This window comes from Streptomyces hokutonensis (genome assembly GCF_000376565.1).
Lineage (GTDB): Bacteria > Actinomycetota > Actinomycetes > Streptomycetales > Streptomycetaceae > Streptomyces > Streptomyces hokutonensis.
In genome coordinates this window covers 85,023-103,807 of record NZ_BARG01000025.1, presented here as the reverse complement: position 1 = coordinate 103,807, position 18,785 = coordinate 85,023, and the positions used below count along the sequence as shown (strand labels likewise).

At 70.7% G+C, this 18,785-nt stretch carries 15 protein-coding genes; 3 read left to right on the top strand and 12 right to left on the bottom strand.

Annotation, left to right across the window (positions count from 1 at the left end; genetic code table 11):
• Positions 1–7: 7 nt before the first annotated feature.
• Together SSP08S_RS14430 and SSP08S_RS14425 are read right to left on the bottom strand one after the other, a co-directional pair.
• Positions 8–2,074 (bottom strand): SpoIIE family protein phosphatase, encoded by a 2,067-nt coding sequence (locus SSP08S_RS14430; protein WP_019068318.1) that lies wholly within the window; start codon positions 2,072–2,074, stop codon positions 8–10.
• Positions 2,075–2,140: 66 nt separating this feature from the next.
• Positions 2,141–3,463 (bottom strand): DUF6777 domain-containing protein, encoded by a 1,323-nt coding sequence (locus tag SSP08S_RS14425; protein WP_019068317.1) that lies wholly within the window; start codon positions 3,461–3,463, stop codon positions 2,141–2,143.
• 135 nt (positions 3,464–3,598) lie between these two features.
• Here SSP08S_RS14425 and SSP08S_RS14420 point away from each other — a divergent pair, with 135 nt between their 5' ends.
• The gene (locus SSP08S_RS14420; protein WP_019068316.1) at positions 3,599–5,026 is read left to right on the top strand and encodes a lipase maturation factor family protein; all 1,428 of its coding nucleotides are present in this window, start codon (positions 3,599–3,601) and stop codon (positions 5,024–5,026) included.
• Here the strand turns inward: SSP08S_RS14420 and SSP08S_RS14415 are convergent.
• From SSP08S_RS14415 to SSP08S_RS14380, 8 genes are read right to left on the bottom strand one after another with little or no spacing between them, the layout of a single operon-like run.
• Positions 5,014–5,853, bottom strand: a complete 840-nt coding sequence (locus SSP08S_RS14415) for an amidohydrolase family protein (protein WP_019068315.1) — start codon at positions 5,851–5,853, stop codon at positions 5,014–5,016. The genes SSP08S_RS14420 and SSP08S_RS14415 overlap by 13 nt on opposite strands.
• On the bottom strand, positions 5,850–6,164 hold the full coding sequence (locus SSP08S_RS14410; RefSeq protein ID WP_019068314.1) for an L-rhamnose mutarotase: 315 nt from the start codon (positions 6,162–6,164) through the stop codon (positions 5,850–5,852). Before SSP08S_RS14410 ends, SSP08S_RS14415 begins: the two co-directional genes overlap by 4 nt.
• On the bottom strand, positions 6,161–7,150 hold the full coding sequence (locus SSP08S_RS14405; protein WP_019068313.1) for an aldo/keto reductase: 990 nt from the start codon (positions 7,148–7,150) through the stop codon (positions 6,161–6,163). Before SSP08S_RS14405 ends, SSP08S_RS14410 begins: the two co-directional genes overlap by 4 nt.
• Positions 7,147–7,902 (bottom strand): SDR family NAD(P)-dependent oxidoreductase, encoded by a 756-nt coding sequence (locus SSP08S_RS14400; RefSeq protein WP_019068312.1) that lies wholly within the window; start codon positions 7,900–7,902, stop codon positions 7,147–7,149. Before SSP08S_RS14400 ends, SSP08S_RS14405 begins: the two co-directional genes overlap by 4 nt.
• The gene (locus SSP08S_RS14395) at positions 7,899–9,248 is read right to left on the bottom strand and encodes an L-fuconate dehydratase (protein WP_019068311.1); all 1,350 of its coding nucleotides are present in this window, start codon (positions 9,246–9,248) and stop codon (positions 7,899–7,901) included. The genes SSP08S_RS14400 and SSP08S_RS14395 overlap by 4 nt, the downstream gene beginning before the upstream one ends.
• A 60-nt stretch (positions 9,249–9,308) precedes the next feature.
• Positions 9,309–10,337 (bottom strand): ABC transporter permease, encoded by a 1,029-nt coding sequence (locus SSP08S_RS14390; RefSeq protein WP_019068310.1) that lies wholly within the window; start codon positions 10,335–10,337, stop codon positions 9,309–9,311.
• Positions 10,330–11,823 (bottom strand): sugar ABC transporter ATP-binding protein, encoded by a 1,494-nt coding sequence (locus tag SSP08S_RS14385; RefSeq protein WP_019068309.1) that lies wholly within the window; start codon positions 11,821–11,823, stop codon positions 10,330–10,332. Before SSP08S_RS14385 ends, SSP08S_RS14390 begins: the two co-directional genes overlap by 8 nt.
• Complete coding sequence (locus SSP08S_RS14380; RefSeq protein ID WP_019068308.1) at positions 11,820–12,893, bottom strand: sugar ABC transporter substrate-binding protein; 1,074 nt, start codon at positions 12,891–12,893, stop codon at positions 11,820–11,822. Before SSP08S_RS14380 ends, SSP08S_RS14385 begins: the two co-directional genes overlap by 4 nt.
• Positions 12,894–13,056: 163 nt before the next feature.
• On the opposite strand from SSP08S_RS14380, the gene SSP08S_RS14375 reads away from it, so the two are divergent.
• The gene (locus SSP08S_RS14375; RefSeq protein WP_019068307.1) at positions 13,057–13,758 is read left to right on the top strand and encodes a FadR/GntR family transcriptional regulator; all 702 of its coding nucleotides are present in this window, start codon (positions 13,057–13,059) and stop codon (positions 13,756–13,758) included.
• Positions 13,759–13,830: 72 nt separating this feature from the next.
• On the opposite strand, the gene SSP08S_RS14370 is transcribed toward SSP08S_RS14375, so the two are convergent.
• Positions 13,831–14,724 (bottom strand): AraC family transcriptional regulator, encoded by an 894-nt coding sequence (locus SSP08S_RS14370; protein WP_019068306.1) that lies wholly within the window; start codon positions 14,722–14,724, stop codon positions 13,831–13,833.
• A 96-nt stretch (positions 14,725–14,820) separates the two neighbouring features.
• Here SSP08S_RS14370 and SSP08S_RS14365 point away from each other — a divergent pair, with 96 nt between their 5' ends.
• Positions 14,821–15,579, top strand: a complete 759-nt coding sequence (locus tag SSP08S_RS14365; protein WP_019068305.1) for a nuclear transport factor 2 family protein — start codon at positions 14,821–14,823, stop codon at positions 15,577–15,579.
• Positions 15,580–15,732: 153 nt separating this feature from the next.
• On the opposite strand, the gene SSP08S_RS14360 is transcribed toward SSP08S_RS14365, so the two are convergent.
• On the bottom strand, positions 15,733–18,747 hold the full coding sequence (locus SSP08S_RS14360; protein ID WP_019068304.1) for an alpha-mannosidase: 3,015 nt from the start codon (positions 18,745–18,747) through the stop codon (positions 15,733–15,735).
• Positions 18,748–18,785 lie beyond the last annotated feature (38 nt).

Genomic DNA, 18,785 nt, shown 5'->3' with positions numbered 1-18,785 from the left:
CGTGGGGTCAGCTCCGGTCCGGCACCACGAACTCGCACCACACGCACTTGCCGCTGCCGCGCGCCTCCACGCCCCACACGTCCGTGAGCAGGTCGACGAGGAGGAGACCGCGCCCGGAGACGCCGTCCTCGCCGGCCTCGCGGCGGCGCGGGAGGGCGCTGGAGGAGTCCTCGACCTCGACGCGCAGCCGGCGGTCGGGGCCGTTGAGGACCCTGAGGGTGACGATCGCGGAGCCCTCGGTGTGCATCAGGGCGTTGGTGATCAGCTCGTCGGCGACGAGTTCGACCTCGTCGGCGCGCTCACGCCCGCCCCAGGCCCGGACGGCGGCCCGGATCATGTGCCGGGCCTCGGTGAGGGCCTCGGAGTCGCCAGGCGCCACATGCTGCTGGAGCCGCCCGCCGGAGCGCGGGGCGTCGAGGCCGCGGCGGCGCAGCAGGAGCAGTGCCACGTCGTCCTCGCCGCCGCGTTCCTCGGCCACGTCGATGAGCAGGTCGGCGAGGTCGCGTACGTCGTCGGGGCCGGAGGCGATGAGCGCGGTGAGGGTCTGCAGTCCGTCGTCGAGGTCCGCGCCGGGCTGTTCGACGAGGCCGTCGGTGCACAGCACCAGGGTCTGGCCGGGGTCGAGTTCGAGGGTGGAGACGGGGTATTCGAGCCGCCCGAACTCCGCGGACAGACCCAGCGGCAGCCCGCCCACGACGGGCATACGACGGCAGGTCCCGTCCAACTGCCGCACCAGCGGGTCGATATGACCGGCCCGGACCACCTGGACCACTCCGGTGGACAGGTCGGCCTCGGCGTAGAGGCAGGTGGCGAAGCGGTCGGTGTCGAGTTCGTGCAGGAAGACGGAGGCACGGGCCATCACGGTGGCCGGGGTGTGCCCCTCCGCCGCGTACGCCTTGAGGACGATCCGCAGCTGCCCCATGACGGCGGCGGCGTGCGTGTCGTGGCCCTGGACGTCGCCGATGACCGCGCCGACCCGCCCGCCGGGCAGCGGGATCAGGTCGTACCAGTCACCGCCGATGTCCCGCCCGAGCTTTGCCGACCGGTAGCGCACCGCGACGTCGGCGCCCGGCACGCTCGGGATGGCGCGCGGCAGCATCGCCTGCTGGAGGCCCTGGGCGAGGTCCTTCTCCTGCTCGTAGAACATGGCGCGCTGCAGGCTCTGCGCGATGCTGCTGCCCAGCGCGACCAGCACATTGCGCTCCTCCGCCGAGAAACCGCGCCGGTCGCTGTAGAGCAGGCCCATCGTGCCGATCGGCCGGGCCTGGGCGATCAGCGGCAGATAGGCGCCCGCGGTGATGTGCAGTTCGGCGATGTGCTGCCACAGCAGCGGGTACCGCTCGGCGAACTCCTCGGGCGACTCGATGAACGCCGGCTTGAGCGTCCGTACGACTTCCGTCATCGGGTACGGCTCGTCGATCCGGAGGACCTCCTTGCCGGGTACGACGCTGCCCTCGGCGACCAGGCGGATCCGGCCGGCCTCCACCAGCCCCATGACCAGTCTGGTCGCGCCGAGGTGGACGAGCCCGTGCGTGTCCATGAGGACGTCGATGACGTCCTGGACGGTACGGGCATGCGCGAGTGCGGCGGTCGTGAGCTGGACGACGTTGGTCTGGTCGCGCCGGGCCGCGTCCAGGGCGGCCTGTTCACGGCGGGCCGCGTTCTCGGCGAGTTCCTGGGTGGCGTCCCGGATGATGCCGATGATCCGGCGCGGGCGGCCCGTCTCGTCGCGCCGGATGTAGCCCTGGGTGTGGGTCCAGCGCAGGGTGCCGTCGCGCAGCCGCATGCGGAAGTAGGCGCCGTAGTTCTCGCTGCCGTCCTTCATCGCCTGGGAGACGAGACCGTCGAGGCGGTAGCCCTCCGGCGGCGGTACCCGGATCGCCAGGCTTTCGGGCCGTCCGTCGTATTCGTCGGGGCGCAGGTCGAAGACCTCGTGGGCCTGGGCGTCCATGTGGAACAGGCCGTTGTCCAGGTCCCAGTCGAAGCTGCCCATGCGGTTGAGCGCCAGGATCGGGTCCGGGTGGGCGGGCCAGTCGTCCGGGAGTGACAGGGCGCTCGCTCCCCGATCAACCATGCGGCCCACCTTGCCAGGATTTACCCGATTATTCGACTTCTCGGACCCCTACGGCCGACCGCTCGGTCAGCCGCCGAAGACGCCCGTGGGGCTGTCGAAGATGCTGCTGGTGGTGTCGCCGGGGATCGGCCCACCGCCGTCGGGCCGATCCGGGGTCTCCGGGACGGTCGGCGGGCCGATCTCGTCCGGGGAGCCGGGGTCCTGGGACGGCTGGGGCGCGACCGTTCTCGGGGTGGCCGTGACGGTGGCGGTGGGGCAGCCCGTGGCACCCGGGGCGGGTATCCGGGCCGCCGTTCCGCCGGCCGCGCCCGGGGTGACGGTGACGGTCGGGGTCGTGCAGTGGGTGGTGGGCTTGTCCGGTGCGGTGCTACGGCCGTCACCGGGGGACGCGCTCCCGTCGCTCGGGGAGACGCTCGAGGAGGCGCTCGGGGAGACGCTCAGCAAGGGGTCCGGCGAGGCGCTCGACGAAGGGCCCGTCCCGCTGGACGGGGTGCCGGTTCCTCCGGTCGGGGCGCTGGAATGGCTGTCGTGCGGGCGCGGAGAGGTGCTTCCGTGCGGGGCCGGCGTGGTGCCGGGCCGCGTCGCCGACGGCACATGGTCCGGCGGCCGTACGACGTGGTCGTGGTGCGGCCCGCGATGACCGAGGGGCCGTTCGATCCACGTGTTGTCGACGACGTCGACGATCGTGATGTTGGTGATCACCTGTGGCGCCGGTGTCACTACGATCACCTCGGCGGGCCGGTACCCGGTCCAGCCCCGTCCGCTGCTGCCGGAGTTCCCGCCCGCCACGCCCGCCTTGAGCGGGTTGCCGCAGGCGCAGCGCACGCGGGGCACGCCCCGGTTGTCGACGAGGACGGCGGTACCGGCCTGGAGGACCGACTGGAAGCCGGTCACCTTCGCGTCTCGGTACCCGTGGTTGGTGACCTGGGTGTCGGCGCGCAGCACGACCGAGGTCAGCCCGCGCAGATAGCCGGGAATCGCGCTCCGGGAGATCCCCTCGGCCTGCGCGAAGGCGCCGGCCTTGGCCTGGTCGCGGGTGAGGTACGCGATCTGCCGCTCGACATCGCAGCTGCCGCTCCGCGCGGTGCCGCCGTAGAGGCCGGGTGTGGCGCCGGAGAAGGTCCGCGTGGGCGTCGGCAATGCGGGAGCGGGCCCCGTGGGCGTCGACTGCGGCGTTCGGGTGACCCGCGGCGGAGCGCTCGGCGCGGTGGCCGTGGAGTCCGTGAAGGGGTCGGGGCCCTGGGCCGCGACGGGTTGCAGGAAGACCTCGTCGTTCGATTTCGTGGCCTTGCCGCTCGACTTCATGCCGTGGGCGCCGCCGCAGCCGGCGACGAGGAGCGCCGCCGAGAGCGCGCAGGCCGTGGCGATGGTTCCGGTCGATGTGCGCACCGTGTTCTCCCGCCTCAAGCCGGGTGATTCGCCACTATTGTCTGCTTCACTCGCTTGGGTTACGCAACCGGAGGCATGGAAGACACAGAGTGACGGTCGGACGGGGTGTGACGATGGAGGGAGGAGCGCACGGTCGTGGGATGGTTCACCGCACCCGACTACTGGCTGAGCCGGCTGGTCTTCCAGCGGGCCCTGGCCGGTGTCTATCTGGTCGCGTTCCTCACGGCGGCGCTGCAGTTCCGTGCGCTGATCGGTGAGCGCGGCATGCTGCCGGTCCCCCGGTTCGTCCGCCGGATGCCGTTCGGGCGGGCCCCGAGCCTCTTCCAACTCCACTACACCGACCGCTTCTTCGCGCTCTGCGCGTGGGCGGGCTGCGCGGTGTCGCTCGCGCTCGCCGCCGGGCTCGACTCCCGACTCCCCCTCTGGGGCGGGATGTTGCTGTGGCTGCTGCCGTGGGCGCTGTATCTGTCGATCGTCAACGTCGGCCAGACCTGGTACGCGTTCGGCTGGGAGTCGCTGCTGCTGGAGGTCGGTTTCCTGGCCGTCCTCCTCGGCAACGACGAGGTGGCGCCGCCGATCGTGGTGCTGTCCCTGCTGCGCTGGATCCTGTTCCGGGTCGAGTTCGGCGCGGGTCTGATCAAGCTGCGCGGCGACGCGTGCTGGCGGAAGCTGACCTGTCTGGACTTCCACCACGAGACACAGCCGATGCCGGGCCCGCTGAGCTGGTTCTTCCACCATCTCCCCCGGCCCCTGCACCGGATCGAGGTCGCCGCCAACCATCTCACCCAACTCGTCGTGCCCGTCCTGCTGTTCACCCCGCAGCCGGTCGCGACGGCCGCCGCGTCCCTGATGATCGCGACCCAGCTGTGGCTGGTCCTGTCCGGCAACTTCGCCTGGCTGAACTGGATCACCATCGCACTGGCCCTCTCGGCGGTCCGACTCCCCCGCACGGCACCGTCACCCGCCCCCGGCCCACCGCCCGTCTGGTACGAGGTGGTGGTCCTGGCCGTCGCCGCCCTGCTGCTCTGGCTCAGTCACCGCCCGGTCCGCAACATGGTCTCCCGCCACCAGATCATGAACCGTTCCTTCGACCCGCTCCATCTGGTCAACACCTACGGCGCGTTCGGCAACGTCAGCCGCATCCGCTACGAGGTGGTCGTCGAGGGCACGACGGACGCCGTCCCGCGCGAGGACTCGGACTGGCGGGAGTACGAGTTCCGGGGCAAGCCGGGCCAACCGCGCCACTGGCCGCGGCAGTTCGCGCCGTACCATCTGCGGCTGGACTGGATGATGTGGTTCGCGGCGCTCTCCCCCGGCTACGCCGACCCGTGGTTCGGCGCCCTGGTGGAACGGCTCCTGGAGAACGACCGGGACACGCTACGGCTGCTGCGCCGCTCGCCGTTCCCGCCGGAGGCGCCCCCGCGTTACGTCCGGGCCCGTCTCTTCCGCTACCGCTACACGACCTGGCGGGAGTTGAGGGAGACGGGCGCCTGCTGGGAGCGGACGTTCGTGCGGGAGTATTTCCCGCCGACCAGGCTGGCTAAGGTGGTTCAGAGGCCGTAGACGCGGGTTGCGGTGCCCTCGAAGACCTCGGCCCGTTCCGCCTCGCTCAGACCTTCGGTCAACTCACTTGCCGCTGCGGCGACTTCGCCGTAGCTCGCCGCCAGGGTGCACACCGGCCAGTCGGTGCCGAACATCAGCCGGTCCGGCCCGAAGGCGTCGAGCGCTACGTCCGTGTAGGGGCGCAGGTCCTGGGTGCTCCAGGTCTTCCAGTCGGCCTCCGTGACCAGGCCGGACAGTTTGCAGTGGGTGTTGGGGAGCGCGGCGAGGGAGCGCAGGGCCGCCTCCCACGGCTCCAGCCGGCCCGAGGCGACGGGCGGTTTGCCCAAGTGGTCGAGGACGAAGGTGAGTTGGGGCAGGGACGCGGCTGCCTGGACGCTGGCCGGGAACTGGTGGGGCAGCACGAGCAGGTCGTAGACGAGCCCCGCGTCGGCCACGGCGGCGAGGCCCCGGCGTACGTCGGGGCGCAGCAGCCAGTTCGGGTCGGGTTCGCCCTGTACCTGGTGGCGGATGCCCTTCAGGTAGTGGCCGCCGGGGAGTTCGCGCAGCCGGGCCAGTTCGTCGGCGATGTCGGGGCGGGTGAGGTCGGTCCAGCCGACGACTCCGGCGATCAGGTCGTGCGTGTCGGCGAGGGCGAGGAACTCCGGGGTCTCCTCGGCGACGGTGATCGTCTGGACGAGGACGGTCCGGTCGACGCCGGCCGCCCGTGCCTCGGGTTCGAGGTCGGTGACGGTGAAGTCGCGGCGGATCGGCTGGAGTTCGGGGCCGGTGATCCAGTCCTGGTCGCGGACGGAGAGGTCCCAGACGTGGTGGTGGGCGTCGACGGTCATGGCAGCTCCCATACGACGGGCAGGCCGGCGTCGGCGCCCTCGCTCGTGTAGTCGTGCACCACGTCCAGGAGTTGGGCCATGCGGGCCTGCCAGGCGACGTTCACCGGGAGCTGGTCCAGCTCGGCCAGCAGAAGGGCGTAGTCGGCGCACTCCAGGACGTGGAAGAGGTCGGTGCCGCTGCGCCAGATCGTCCAGGAGGTGGCACCGGCGGCCCGGATCGCGGCGGTGAGTTCCTTGGGGACCTCGCGGTGGGCGCTCTCGTACGCGTCGATGCGGTCGGCGCGCACCTTGGTGTGGAGGGCCACTCTCATGACAACTCCCCGGTCGGGACCGGGGCGTCGGTGGACAGCAGTCCCGTGTCCCGCAGCTCCTGCCAGAACGCGCCCGGTACCTTGGCCGCGAACTGCTCGGCGCAGTCCCGGACTTCGGCCGCCGAGCGGGCGCCGACCAGGACGCTCGCCACGGCCGGGTGCGCGGCGCAGAACTGCAGGGCGGCGGCGCGCAGGGTCGTGCCGTGCCGCTCGGCCGCCTCCTTCATGCGGAGCGCCCGGTCGAGCAACTCGGCAGGTGTCTGGGCGTAGTTGTAGGTCGCGTCCGGCTTCGGGTCAGCCAGCAGGCCGGAGTTGAAGGCGCCGCCGATGACGACGGACTTGCCACGTGCGACGGCGGACGGGAGGAGTTCGGCGAGGGCGCTCTGGTCGAGGAGCGTGTAGCGGCCCGCGCAGAGCACCACGTCCACGTCCGTGTCCTGGATGAAGCGGGCGAGCATCCCGGCCTGGTTCATGCCCGCGCCGATGCCGCCGACGACACCTTCGGCGCGGAGTTTCTCCAGGGCGGGATAGCCCTCGCGGAAGGCCTGTTCGGCGTGGTCGTCGGGGTCGTGGAGGTAGACGATGTCGACGCGGTCGAGGCCGAGCCGTTCCAGGCTGGCGTCCAGGGTGCGCCGTATCCCGTCGGCGGTGAAGTCCCAGACGCGGCGGCTGGTGGCGGGCACGGCGAAGCCGTCGGCGAGGTCGTCGCCGGTCACCGTCCCCACGGGTTCGAGGCGGCGGCCGACCTTGGTGGAGATCGTGTACTGAGCGCGCGGACGGTCGCGCAGCGCGGCGCCGAGACGCCGCTCGGACAGGCCGATGCCGTAGTGGGGTGCGGTGTCGAAGTAGCGAATGCCCTGCTGCCAGGCGGTGTCGACGGCCTGGTACGCCTGCTCGTCGTCGACCTCGGTGAACAGGTTGCCCAGCGGGGCGGCGCCGAGGCCGAGCCCGCCCACCTCGACCCCGCTGGCGCCGAGGGTGCTCATTGGCCCACCGGCCTCAGTCGCAGGCCCTGCATGCCGCCGTCCACGGCGAGCGAGGTGCCGGTGGTGGCGCCGGACAGCGGGCTCGCCAAGTAGGCGATGGCACCCGCGACTTCGGCCGCCGAGACGAGCCGTCCGGAGGGCTGGCGGGCGGCCAGGGCGGCGCGCTCGGCGGCCGGGTCGGCGGCCGAGTCGAGGAGGCGGCCGACCCAAGGAGTGTCCGCCGTACCGGGGTTGACGCAGTTGACACGGATGCCCTCGCGGAGGTGGTCGGCGGCCATGGCGAGGGTGAGGGACTGCACGGCGCCCTTGGTGGCGCTGTAGAGGGCGCGTTGGGGCAGTCCGGCGGTGGCGGCGATGGAGCAAGTGTTGACGACCGCCGCGTGGGAGGACTCGCGCAGATGTGGGAGCGCGGCGCGGGTGACGCGGACCATGCCGACGACGTTGACGTCCAGGACGCGGTGCCACTCGTCGTCGTCGTTGTCCTCGACGGTGCCCTGGGCGCCGATGCCCGCGTTGTTCACGACGATGTCGAGTCCGCCGAGGTCGGCGACCGCGGAGGCCACGGCCTGTCGTACGGAGGCGTCGTCGGTGACGTCGGCGCGGTAGCCGAGCAGCGGCTTCTCGACACTGCTCGGGTCCAGGTCGAGGACGGCGACCGACGCGCCCCGCTCGGCGAGGAGTTCGGCGGTGGCCCGGCCGATGCCGGAGGCGCCGCCGGTGACCAGGGCCTTGAGGCCCTCGAAGTCGGTCATGCCGCGTGTCCCTTCTGGCTGTCGAGGTCGGCGGCCCAGAAGGTGCCGCCGGGGAACGTGTAGCGCGCGATGGACTCGGGCCGCATGGTGGCCGAGAAGCCCGGTGTGGTGGGTGCCATGTAGTGACCTTCGCGGATCACCACCGGATCGAGGAAGTGGTCGTGCAGATGATCGACGTACTCGATGACGCGGTTGTCGGTGGTGCCGGAGACGGCGAGGTAGTCGAACATCGAGAGGTGCTGGACGAGTTCGCACAGTCCGACCCCGCCCGCGTGCGGGCAGACGGGGACGCCGAACTTGGCGGCGAGCAGCAGGATCGCGAGGTTCTCGTTGACTCCGCCGACGCGGGCCGCGTCTATCTGGAGGATGTCGAGGGCGCCGGCCTGGAGCAGCTGCTTGAACACGACACGGTTCTGGACGTGTTCGCCGGTGGCGACCTTCACCGGGGCCACGGCGGCGCGGATGGCGGCGTGGCCGAGGACGTCGTCGGGGCTGGTGGGTTCCTCGATCCAGTACGGGTCGAACTCGGCGAGCGCCTTGGTCCAGCGGATCGCCTCGTCCACGTTCCAGCGCTGGTTGGCGTCGATCGCCATCCTGATGTCGGGGCCGACGGCCGAACGGGCCACGCGGCAGCGCCGGATGTCGTCGTCGAGGTCGGCGCCGACCTTCAGCTTGATCTGGCGGAAGCCGTCCCGTACGGCCTGCACGGCGAGCCGGGTGAGCTTCTCGTCGTCGTAGCCGAGCCAGCCGGCGGAGGTGGTGTAGGCGGGAAATCCCGTCTCCAGCAGGCGGGTTCGGCGCTCCTCGGCGCCCGCCCGGCCGCGCCGCAGGATGTCCAGGGCCTCGTCCGGGGTGAGCGCGTCCGTGATGTACCTGAAGTCGATCTGGCTGACGAGCCATTCGGGGTCGGCGTCGGCGAGGAGCTGCCACAGGGGCTTGCCCGCACGTTTGGCGGTGAGGTCCCAGGCCGCGTTCATCACGGCGCCGATCGCCATGTGCATCACGCCCTTCTCGGGCCCCAGCCAGCGGAGTTGGCTGTCGCCGATCAGGTCGCGGTTCAACGTCCCCGGATCCGCGCACAGTTCGTCGACCGACCGGCCGATCACATGGTCCCGCAGCGCGTGGATCGCGGCGACCTGGACCTCGTTGCCCCGCCCGATGGTGAAGCTGAATCCGTGCCCCTCGTGCCCGTCGGCCGCGTCGGTGCGCAGGACGACGTAGGCCGCCGAGTAGTCGGGGTCCGGGTTCATCGCGTCGGAACCGTCGAGTTCGCGCGAGGTGGGAAAACGGATGTCGTAGGTGTCGACCGCGGTGACGCGAACGGGAGGGCCGGGGATCGGTGACACGGAAGGCCTTTCGGTCGGGTACAGGGATCCGGTGCCGTGCGGGTGCCGGAAGCCGGAGGGTCAGTCCTGGGCGCGGCCGGTGGTGACGCGGGCGATCATGAGGGCGACCAGGATGATCCCGCCGTAGATGGCCTGGATCCAGAAGGAGGGGACCTGGGCGAGGGTGAGCAGGTTCTGCACGACTCCCAGGAGGAGTACGCCGGTCAGGGCGCCGAACATGGTGCCCTTGCCGCCGTCGAGGCTGATGCCGCCGATGACCGCCGCCGCCATCACCGTGAAGATCATGTTGTTGCCCTGGTTGGCGCTGATCGCGCCGACGTAGCCGGTCTGCATGATCCCGCCCACCGAGGCGAGCACACCGGCCACGATCGACACTCCGAGGAGCATCCGGTCGACGCGGATGCCGGCCGCGCGGGCCGCCTCCTGGTTGCCGCCGATCGCGTACAGGGCGCGCCCGACGCGGTGGTACTTCAGCACGAACCCGGCGACCGCGAAGCAGACCGCCGCCAGCCACACCGACATCGGGACGCTCAGGAACGTACTGGTGGCCAGGGTGAAGAAGGAGTCGGGCATCCCGAACAGCGTCTTGCCCTTGGTGGCGCCGACGAGCAGTCCGCGCAGCACGATCAGCATCGCGAGGGTGACGATGAAGGCGTTGAGCTTGAACTTCACCACCAGGATGCCGTTGAAGGCGCCGATGATCCCGCCCACGACGAGGATCGCGACCAGGGCAAGCGGCGCCGACCACTCCGTGCCCCAGCCCGACTCGGCGGACGGAAGGACCAGTAGGGCGCCGATGGCGGGCGCGATGCCGACCACCGACTCCAGGGAGAGGTCGATCTTGCCGGTGATCAGGATCAGCGACTCGGCGAGGACCACCATCGCGAGCGCGGCCGAGGCGCCCAGGATGGAGATCAGGTTCCGTTCGGTGAGGAACGAGTCGTTGACGATCGCGCCGAGCACCAGGAGCACCAACAGGGCCGGTACGAGGGCGAGTTCACGGGCCCGGCGGAGCAGGACCGTGCGGGCCGAGGCCGCCCCGGTGGCGCGTGGGGCGGCGAGCGGCGGGGCCGCCTTGGTGTCAGCCATGGTCCACTCCTTCGATGGAGGCGATCAGCTCGTGGTCGCGCCAGCCCGCCGGGTGCTCGGCGACGACACGGCCGTGGAAGAGAACGAGGACGCGGTCGCAGCGCCGCAGGTCGTCGAGTTCGTCGGAGACGACGAGCACGGCGGTGCCGTCGTCGCGGGCGCTGTCCATACGGGCGAGCAGTGACTCCTTGGACTTCACGTCGACGCCCGCGGTGGGGTTGATCAGGACCAGCAGCCTGGGGTCGGAGGCGAGGGCGCGGGCCATGACGACCTTCTGCGCGTTGCCGCCGGACAGGTCGGAGACGGGCTGGTCGGGCCCCTCGGCGTGGATGTCGAGCCGGTCGATCAGCTCGGTGGCGAAGCCGCGCTTGCGGTCGGTGCCGACGAAGCCGAAGCGGCCGAGCCGGTCCAGGACCGTCATGGTGGCGTTGTCGCCGATGCTCATCCCGAAGACCAGACCTTGGCCATGGCGGTCACGAGGGACGCAGCCGACACCGGCTTTCAACGCGGCCTGCACATCCCCGAACGGCAGCTTCTCACCGTCGAGTCGAGCGGTCCCACCGGTCGGTGTGTACAGCCCGGTGAAGGACTCCGCCAGCTCGATCTTGCCGCTGCCACTCGAGCCGGCGAGTCCGACGACCTCGCCGCGCCGGACGGTGAGGTCGACGTTCTCGTACGACTCGGAGGAGAGCCCTCGCGCTTCGAGGAGGACGGGTGCCGCGTCGTCCAACTCCCGCAGCTGCACCTCCAGTTCGGCGATCGACTCCCCCGCCATGGCCTCCACCAGGGCGCGGCGCGGGAGGTCGGCGACCGGTGCGGTGGTGATCCAGCGGGCGTCGCGCAGCACGGTGACGGTCTGGCACACCTCGTACACCTCCTGGAGGTGGTGCGAGATGAACAGGAAGGTGACACCGGACTCCTGGAGCGCCCGCATCCGGGTGAAAAGCCGTTCGATCTCCCGGTTGTCGAGCTGGGCGGTCGGTTCGTCGAGGACGATGAACCGGGCACCGAAGCTCAACGCCCTTGCGATCTCCACCATTTGGCGGTCCTCGACCTTGAGGTCGGCGGTGCGCGCCTCGGGGTCGACGCGCACGTCCCAGGTGTCGAGGAGTGCGGCGGCCTCGGTGCGGAGCCTGCGCCAGCTGATGACTCCGCCGCGCGAGGTCGGCTGACGGTTGATGAAGAGGTTCTCGGCGACCGTCAACTCGGGTACCACGGTGGGCCGTTGATAGACGCAGGCCACCTTGGCGCGCCAGGCGTCACGGTCGGCGAGCGCGGGCGCGGGCTCGCCGTCGAAGCGGACCGTGCCCTCGTCGGGGGCCGCCAGGCCGGTGAGGACGGTGACGAGGGTGGACTTGCCGGCGCCGTTGCGGCCGACGAGGGCGTGGGACTCGCCGGGCAGCACGGTCAGTTGGCCGTCGGCGAGGGCGACGGTCGGGCCGTACCGCTTGACGATGCCCCGCGCCTCTACAAGTGGGGTACTCATTTGACCGTGTTGCCCCAGAGCTTGGGGTCGTCGACGTTGTCCTTGGTGACCAGGGGCGCGGGCAGCTGGTCCTCGAGGATGCCGCTGGGCAGCTTGACGATCGTGGAGTCGTGGTCGGTGGGGCCGGGCTTGAAGGTCTTCCCCTGCATCGCGGCCTTGATGTAGTACATGCCGTACTTGGCGTAGGCGTCGGCCGGTTGGGAGACGGTGGCGTCGATCTCTCCCTTGCGGATCGCGTCGAACTCCTGCGGGATGCCGTCGTTCGAGACGATCGTGATGTGCCCTGCCTGGCCCGCCGTCTTCAGCATGCCCTTGGACTTGAGGGTCTGGAGGGTGGGCGCGAGATAGACGCCGCCCGCCTGCATGTAGATGCCCTTGATGTCGGGGTTGGCGTTGAGGAGCGTGTCGAGCTTGGAGGCCGCCGTGTCGGACTCCCACTTGGCGGGGATCTCCAGGACCTTCAGCTTCGGGTACTTCTTCTTCACGCAGTCCCTGAACGCCTCCGACCGGTCACGGCCGTTGACGGACGCCAGGTCGCCCATGATCTGCACGACCTTGCCGCTGGTGATGTGCGCCCCGAGGTACTCGCAGGCCTTCTCGCCGTACGCGACGTTGTCGGCGCGCACGACCATCGCGACCTTGCCCTTGTCGGGCGCGACGTCGACGGCGACGACCGGTACGCCCTTGCGGTCGGCCTGGTCGAGGCCGGCTTCGATGGCGGCGCTGTCCAGCGGGGCGACGACCAGGCCCTTGACGCCCTGGTTCAGCTCGTTGTTGATGTCGGTGATCTGCTGCGAGGGGTCGCTGTTGGAGTTGACCGTCTTCAGCGCGTCGACACCTTCGGACTTCGCCATCTTCGGCACGTAGTCGTTGTACGACTGCCAGAACGGCGAGGTCAGCAGGGGCAGGATCACCCCCACCTTGCCCGTGCCGCTGCTGCCGCCGGCGCTGCTCGCGCCGGTGTCCTTGGTACTGCCGCACGCGGTGAGCACGAGCGCGGTACCCGTGACCGCGGCCACCGCACCGACCGTGCGCAACCTGCTGCGTATCCCCACTGTCCTGCCGAGCATTTGGTGGCTCCTCGTTGAGCGTGTTCGAGCAGATGACCGCATATTTATCAGACCACTTCCCCGAAACAACACCCCGCAGAGGCACTTTTTCCGGGATTTCCGCCGTAGTGGTCGGACCACATGAGCGGTTAGACTGCGGCGCACCCGGTGAGTGGAGGATTGCGTGGACGAGACGGCTCCGCCGAAGGGCACCGTGACGCAGCGCGCCATCGACTCGATCAAGGCGTTGATCGGCGAGGGCCGTCTGGAGCCGGGCCAGCGGCTGCCCACCGAGCGCGATCTCGCGGCCCAGCTGGGCATCTCCCGCAGCTCGATGCGCGAGGCGATCCGCGCGCTCACGGTGCTGGGCGTCCTTGAGGCCCGGCACGGTTCGGGCATCTACGTCACCCAGCTGGAGGCCGGCGACCTGCTGGAGACCTTCGGTGTCGTCGCCGACCTCTCCCGCGGCCCGCGTCTGGTGGAACTCCTGGAGGTCCGCCGCATCCTGGAGTCGACGGCGACCGCCCTGGCCGCCGCCCGCATCACCCCCGACCAGCTGGCCGAGGTGGAGAAACACCTCACGGCGATGAACGCGACCGACGACCCCGAGGAGATCCTCGCCCACGACCTCGCCTTCCACCGCGAGATCGCCGCCGCCGCGGGCAACGACACCATGGCCGCGATCCTGGAGGGCCTGTCGTCCCGGACCTTCCGCGCCCGCGTCTGGCGCGGCTACCAGGAAGAGGGCGCCTTCACCCGCACCCGCCGCGAACACGCCGCCATCCACCGGGCGTTGGTGGCCCGCGACCCGGAGGCGGCGCGGGCGGCGGCGGCCTCGCACGTGGGCGAGGTCGAGGAGTGGCTGCGGTCGCAACTCGGGGCGTAGGGGCGGGAGTTCAGGTGCCGGCGCTGTCCTGACACCCAGGAACCCGTGGTCGGCGGCGGACGGTTCGCCCGGTCAGCGCTGGCTCTCGCGGAAGGCGCCCGGGGTCAGACCGGTCACCCGGGTGAAGAACTTGCTGAAGTTGGTGGGTTCGGTGAAGCCGAGCCGGTGGCTGATGGCCGCGACGGGCAGGTCGGTATGGGCCAGTTGGCGTTTGGCCTCCAACAGGACCCGGGCGTCGATGAGTTGCTTCGCGGTGTGGCCGGTGGCCCGCTGGCAGGCGCGGTTGAGCGTCTTGAGGGAATAGCCGAGCCGGGCGGCGTAGTCGTGGGCCTGGCGCAGGACCGCGAAGGATCGTTCCAGTTCGTGCCGGAAGAGGCGGTACGGCTCCTCCACGGACGCTGTCGCGCGGCCGTCGGGGGCGGGGAGTCGCGCGATGCGCAGCAGGAGGGCCGCGAGGAGCTGGCGCAGCAGTTCCTTCGTGATCTCGGGGTCCTGTCGGGGGAGGTCGGCGTACTCGGCGGCGAGATCGGCCAGGGCGCGGCGGAGCCGGTCGTGGTCGTCCGGGCCGAGCAGCCAGTGGGCCGGCCCGAAGACGTCGTCCGTCACCCGCACGGTCGCGGGAAACCGGGGCGGGAAGTCCGGGGTGAACAGGACGACGGTGGCATCCAGGTCCGGCCGAGCGTCGCCGGAAGCCGTCGGCAGGCGCTGTGCCTGGCCGGGCCGGATGTACAGCAGTGTTCCCGGCCGCAGCGGCACGTCGACGAAGTCGACCATGCCGGTCGCCTCGCCGCCGTGGACGAACGTGAGGTGGTGGAAGTCGAGCCGGTGCACCCGCCCGAACTCCGCTCCCGAGAGGCGACGAGCGAGGTCCGCGAAGGTGAGGACCTCCATCAGCAGATCCGGCCGGAGCGGGTTGCGGTAACCCCGCTCGATCACCGGCACGTGTCCTATTTCGACCATGGCCATGCCCGACTCTACCGTGCGTCGGGGCGGGCCGGCCGAGAGAGTGGACGCAGTCCGGCGGGCAAGGCGTCGCCGGAACCCACAGACAGGAGAGGTGCCATGAGCAACAAGGAGATCGTCCTCAAGGCGGCCGGCGAGCTGTTCGGTGACAATGACCCGAGCGCGGTGGACCGCTGGGTGGCCGATGACTACCGTCAGCACAGCAGCCTCGCGGCGGACGGCCCGGAGGCACTGCGGCAGCTGGTCGCCGGGCTGCCGGACGGTTTTCGCTACGAGGGCGCACGGGTGATCGCCGACGGCGACCTGGTGGCGCTCCACGGCACGTACCACGGTTTCGGCCCCGAGCCCCTGGTCGCCTTCGACCTGTTCCGGGTGGACGCCGACGGCAGGCTCGCCGAGCACTGGGACGCGCTGACGCCCGTCGTGACGACGACCGCTTCCGGGCGCTCGCAGACCGACGGTCCCGGCGAGCCGACCGATCTCGAACGGACCGAGTCCAACCGCGAGTTGGTCGCCGAGTTCGCGGAGAAGGTCCTCAAGGGCGCCGACTACTCCGTGCTCACCGACTACATCTCCACCGAGACCTACCGCCAGCACAACCCGGAGGCGGCCGACGGTCTGGCCGGCTTCGGCGCCGCCGCGGCCAAGTGGGCCGAGCAGGGCAAGAACCTGGTCTACAAGCACGTCCACAAGGTCGTGGCCGAGGGCGACCTCGTACTCCTGCAGTCGGAGGGCGAGTTCGGGGTGCCGGTCGCCTACTGGGACCTGTTCCGCGTCGCCGACGGCAGGATCGTCGAGCACTGGGACGTCATCGCTCCGGTCCCGGCCGAACTGCCGCACTCCAACGGGCTGTTCTGAGGTCCGGTGCGCATGTGTCGCGCACCCCGAGAAGGTCGCGGACCTGATCCGCGAGGCCGTGCGGAGCCTCACCGCCTGACCGCCCCGCTCCCCTCCACCCGGCCAGCGCGCCGGGCGGAGGGGGCACGGCGGAAGCCGGGCCTCTCAGGACGCTCAGGCCCGCTGGAACCGCAGCGTCACCAGCTCGAACGGCCGTAGCCGCAGGGCCAGTTGATCGCCCTCACGGGTCACCTCGCCGGCATCGGCCGACGGACGTTCCAGCAGGTCGGTGACCTCGACGGAGTCGAAGGGGAAGCCGACCGTCAGCGTCGCCCTGGCCCGTCCCCCGTGGGCTTCGTGGAAGCGGACCACCACATCCCCGCTGCCGTCGTCCGCCAGCTTCACGGCCGTGACGACGACCGAGTCCCGGTCCACGCTCACCAGCGGCGTGACCTCCTGACCACCCGTGACCCGCCGCTCCGGCAGATTGATCCGCCAGCCCTCCCGCACCGCGTCCCCGATGCCCGCGCCCGGCACCAGCGCGTGCCGGAAGCGGTGGACGCCCTGGTCGGTCTCGGGGTCCGGGAAACGCGGGGCGCGGAGGAGGGAGACGCGGACGGTGGTGGTCGTACCGGCGTCGCCGTCGGTGCGGACCGTCCGGGTCACATCGTGGCCGTACGTCGAGTCGTTGACGACGGAGACACCCCAGCCGGGTTCCTCCAGGTGGACGAAGCGATGGTTGCAGGCCTCGAACTTGGCCGCCTCCCATGAGGTGTTGGTGTGCGTGGGGCGGTGGAAGTGCCCGAACTGGGTCTCGGACGCGTACCGTTCGGCGTGCACGTCGAGCGGGAAGGCGAGCTTGAGGAACTTCTCGGTCTCGTGCCAGTCGACCTCGGTGTCGATGAGCAGCCGCCGCTCTCCAGGTGCGAGGGACAGCAGTTGGGTGACCTTGGACGCGCCGAAGGACCGTACGATCCGCACCGCGTCCCCGTCGGCGACGACCTCGTCCGCGTCCGTGAGGTCCGTGACCGTGTTGCGGTAGAACTCGTCGACGTCCCAGGCGTCCCACATGTTCGGGAAGTCCGGGTGGAGTTGGAGCAGGTTGGCGGCCCTACCGGGGGCGATCGTCTCGCGGTCGGCCTCGATGTCGTAGGCGGAGACTACGAGGCCCCGGCCGTCGATCTCGATACGGAGCAGGCCGTTCTCGAGTACGTGTCCGCCGCCGACCCGGGACGCGAGTGCCGACTCGCCCTCCACCGCCGGGACTTGGGCGCCGCCCGCGAGGACGCCGTCGCGGGTGTGGGGCGCCGAGTTGAACACCAGCTCGCGCGTCCCCTCCCCCGCCAGGGCGCGCTGGGCCGCGTCGATGATGCCGTTCAGCTCGGCGGCCAGTCCCTCGTATGTCTTCCGGGCCTCGCGGTGCACCCAGGCGATGGAGGAGCCGGGCAGGATGTCGTGGAACTGGTGCAGCAGCACCGTCTTCCAGATCCGGTCCAAGTCCTCGTACGGGTAAGGGAATCCGGTTCGTACGGCGGCCGTGGCCGCCCACAGCTCCGCCTCGCGCAGGAGGTGTTCGCTGCGCCGGTTGCCCTGCTTGGTCTTGGCCTGGCTGGTGAGGGTGGCGCGGTGGAGTTCGAGGTACAACTCGCCGACCCAGACGGGGGGTTCGGGGTATTCGGCCTCGGCCTTCTCGAAGAACTCCTTCGGGGTCTCCCAGGCCACGGTCGCCGAGCCTTCGAGGTCGCGCAGGCGGGCCGCCTTGGCGACCATCTCGCGGGTGGTGCCGCCGCCTCCGTCGCCCCAGCCGGTGGGCGCGAGGGAGTGGCGGGCAACGCCCTTGTCCTTGAAGTTGCGTGCCGCGTGGGCGATTTCGCGGCCCTGCATGGAGCAGTTGTAGGTGTCGACGGGCGGGAAGTGGGTGAAGATGCGGGTGCCGTCGATGCCCTCCCAACGGAAGGTGTGGTGCGGGAACTTGTTCGTCTGCGACCAGGAGATCTTCTGCGTCAGCAGCCACTTGGAGCCGGCGGCCTTGATGATCTGCGGGAGCCCGGCGGCGAAGCCGAAGGTGTCGGGCAGCCAGGCCTCCTCGTTCTCGATGCCGAACTCGTCGAGGAAGAACCGCTTCCCGTGCACGAACTGACGGGCCATCGCCTCCGAGCCCGGCATGTTGGTGTCCGACTCCACCCACATCCCGCCGGCCGGCACGAACCGCCCGTCCGCCACCGCCTTCTTGACCCGCGCCCACACCTCGGGCCGGTGCTCCTTCACCCACGCCCACTGCTGGGCCTGGGACATGGCGAAGATGAAGTCGGGTTCGTCCTCAAGGAGTGCCGTCATGTTGGACGTCGTCCGCGCGACCTTGCGGACCGTCTCCCGCAGCGGCCACAGCCACGCGGAGTCGATGTGCGCGTGCCCGATGGCGCTGATGCGGTGCGCGGACGGCACGGCGGGCGTGGACAGGACGGCCGTCAGCTGTGAACGGGCCTGCTCCGCCGTGCCGTTGACGTCCTGGAGGTCCACCGCGTCGAGCGTCTTCTCGACGGCCCTCAGCAGGTCCCAGCGGCGCGCCGAGTCCACCGGCAGCTCGGCCATCAGCTCGCCGACCACCTCCAGGTCCAGGACGAGCTGCCAGACGTTCTCGTCGAGGACGGCGAGGTCCATACGGGTGAGCGTGTACTGCGGCTCGCTGCCGGCGGTCTCCTTGTCGCCCAACTGCGTCGGCACGAACGGGTGGTAGTCCATGACCACCGGGTTGGACGCGGCCTCGACGTACAGCCGCACCTCCTCGCCGCCGGCGACGGGCGCGCCGATCCGGACCCACTGGTTGCGCGGGTTGAGGCCCTTCACGGGGGTGCCGTCGGGCCGGTAGACGAGGCCCTCGCACTGGAAGCCGGGCATGTTCTCGTCGAAGCCGAGGTCGAGCAACGCCTCGACGGTCTTCCCGGCCCACTCCTGCGGGACGGTCCCGGTGACACGGAACCAGCTGGTGCCCCAGGGAGCACCCCACCGGGCGCCCACCTCGATCGGTTCGGGTGTGCCCGCGAGCCCCTCGGCCACGGGCACCGGCTCGTCGGGCGCGTGCCAGACGGCCACTTCCAGCGGCACTGACTCGGGGTACACGGCGGGACGGATGCGCTCTTCGAGAACACGCTTGAGGCGGGCTTCGACCAGGCTGCGGTCGTCATGCATGTCGGGTGCTCCGTGGCTCGGTTGCGGGTGGGACTACG

Coding starts and splice junctions, on each gene's coding strand:
- SSP08S_RS14380 (WP_019068308.1), bottom strand. CDS start 12,893: ATGCTCGGCAGGACAGTGGGGATACGCAGCAGGTTGCGCACGGTCGGT.
- SSP08S_RS14410 (WP_019068314.1), bottom strand. CDS start 6,164: ATGAGAGTGGCCCTCCACACCAAGGTGCGCGCCGACCGCATCGACGCG.
- SSP08S_RS14390 (WP_019068310.1), bottom strand. CDS start 10,337: ATGGCTGACACCAAGGCGGCCCCGCCGCTCGCCGCCCCACGCGCCACC.
- SSP08S_RS14360 (WP_019068304.1), bottom strand. CDS start 18,747: ATGCATGACGACCGCAGCCTGGTCGAAGCCCGCCTCAAGCGTGTTCTC.
- SSP08S_RS14400 (WP_019068312.1), bottom strand. CDS start 7,902: ATGACCGACTTCGAGGGCCTCAAGGCCCTGGTCACCGGCGGCGCCTCC.
- SSP08S_RS14385 (WP_019068309.1), bottom strand. CDS start 11,823: ATGAGTACCCCACTTGTAGAGGCGCGGGGCATCGTCAAGCGGTACGGC.
- SSP08S_RS14370 (WP_019068306.1), bottom strand. CDS start 14,724: ATGGCCATGGTCGAAATAGGACACGTGCCGGTGATCGAGCGGGGTTAC.
- SSP08S_RS14415 (WP_019068315.1), bottom strand. CDS start 5,853: ATGACCGTCGACGCCCACCACCACGTCTGGGACCTCTCCGTCCGCGAC.
- SSP08S_RS14430 (WP_019068318.1), bottom strand. CDS start 2,074: ATGGTTGATCGGGGAGCGAGCGCCCTGTCACTCCCGGACGACTGGCCC.
- SSP08S_RS14405 (WP_019068313.1), bottom strand. CDS start 7,150: ATGAGCACCCTCGGCGCCAGCGGGGTCGAGGTGGGCGGGCTCGGCCTC.
- SSP08S_RS14365 (WP_019068305.1), top strand. CDS start 14,821: ATGAGCAACAAGGAGATCGTCCTCAAGGCGGCCGGCGAGCTGTTCGGT.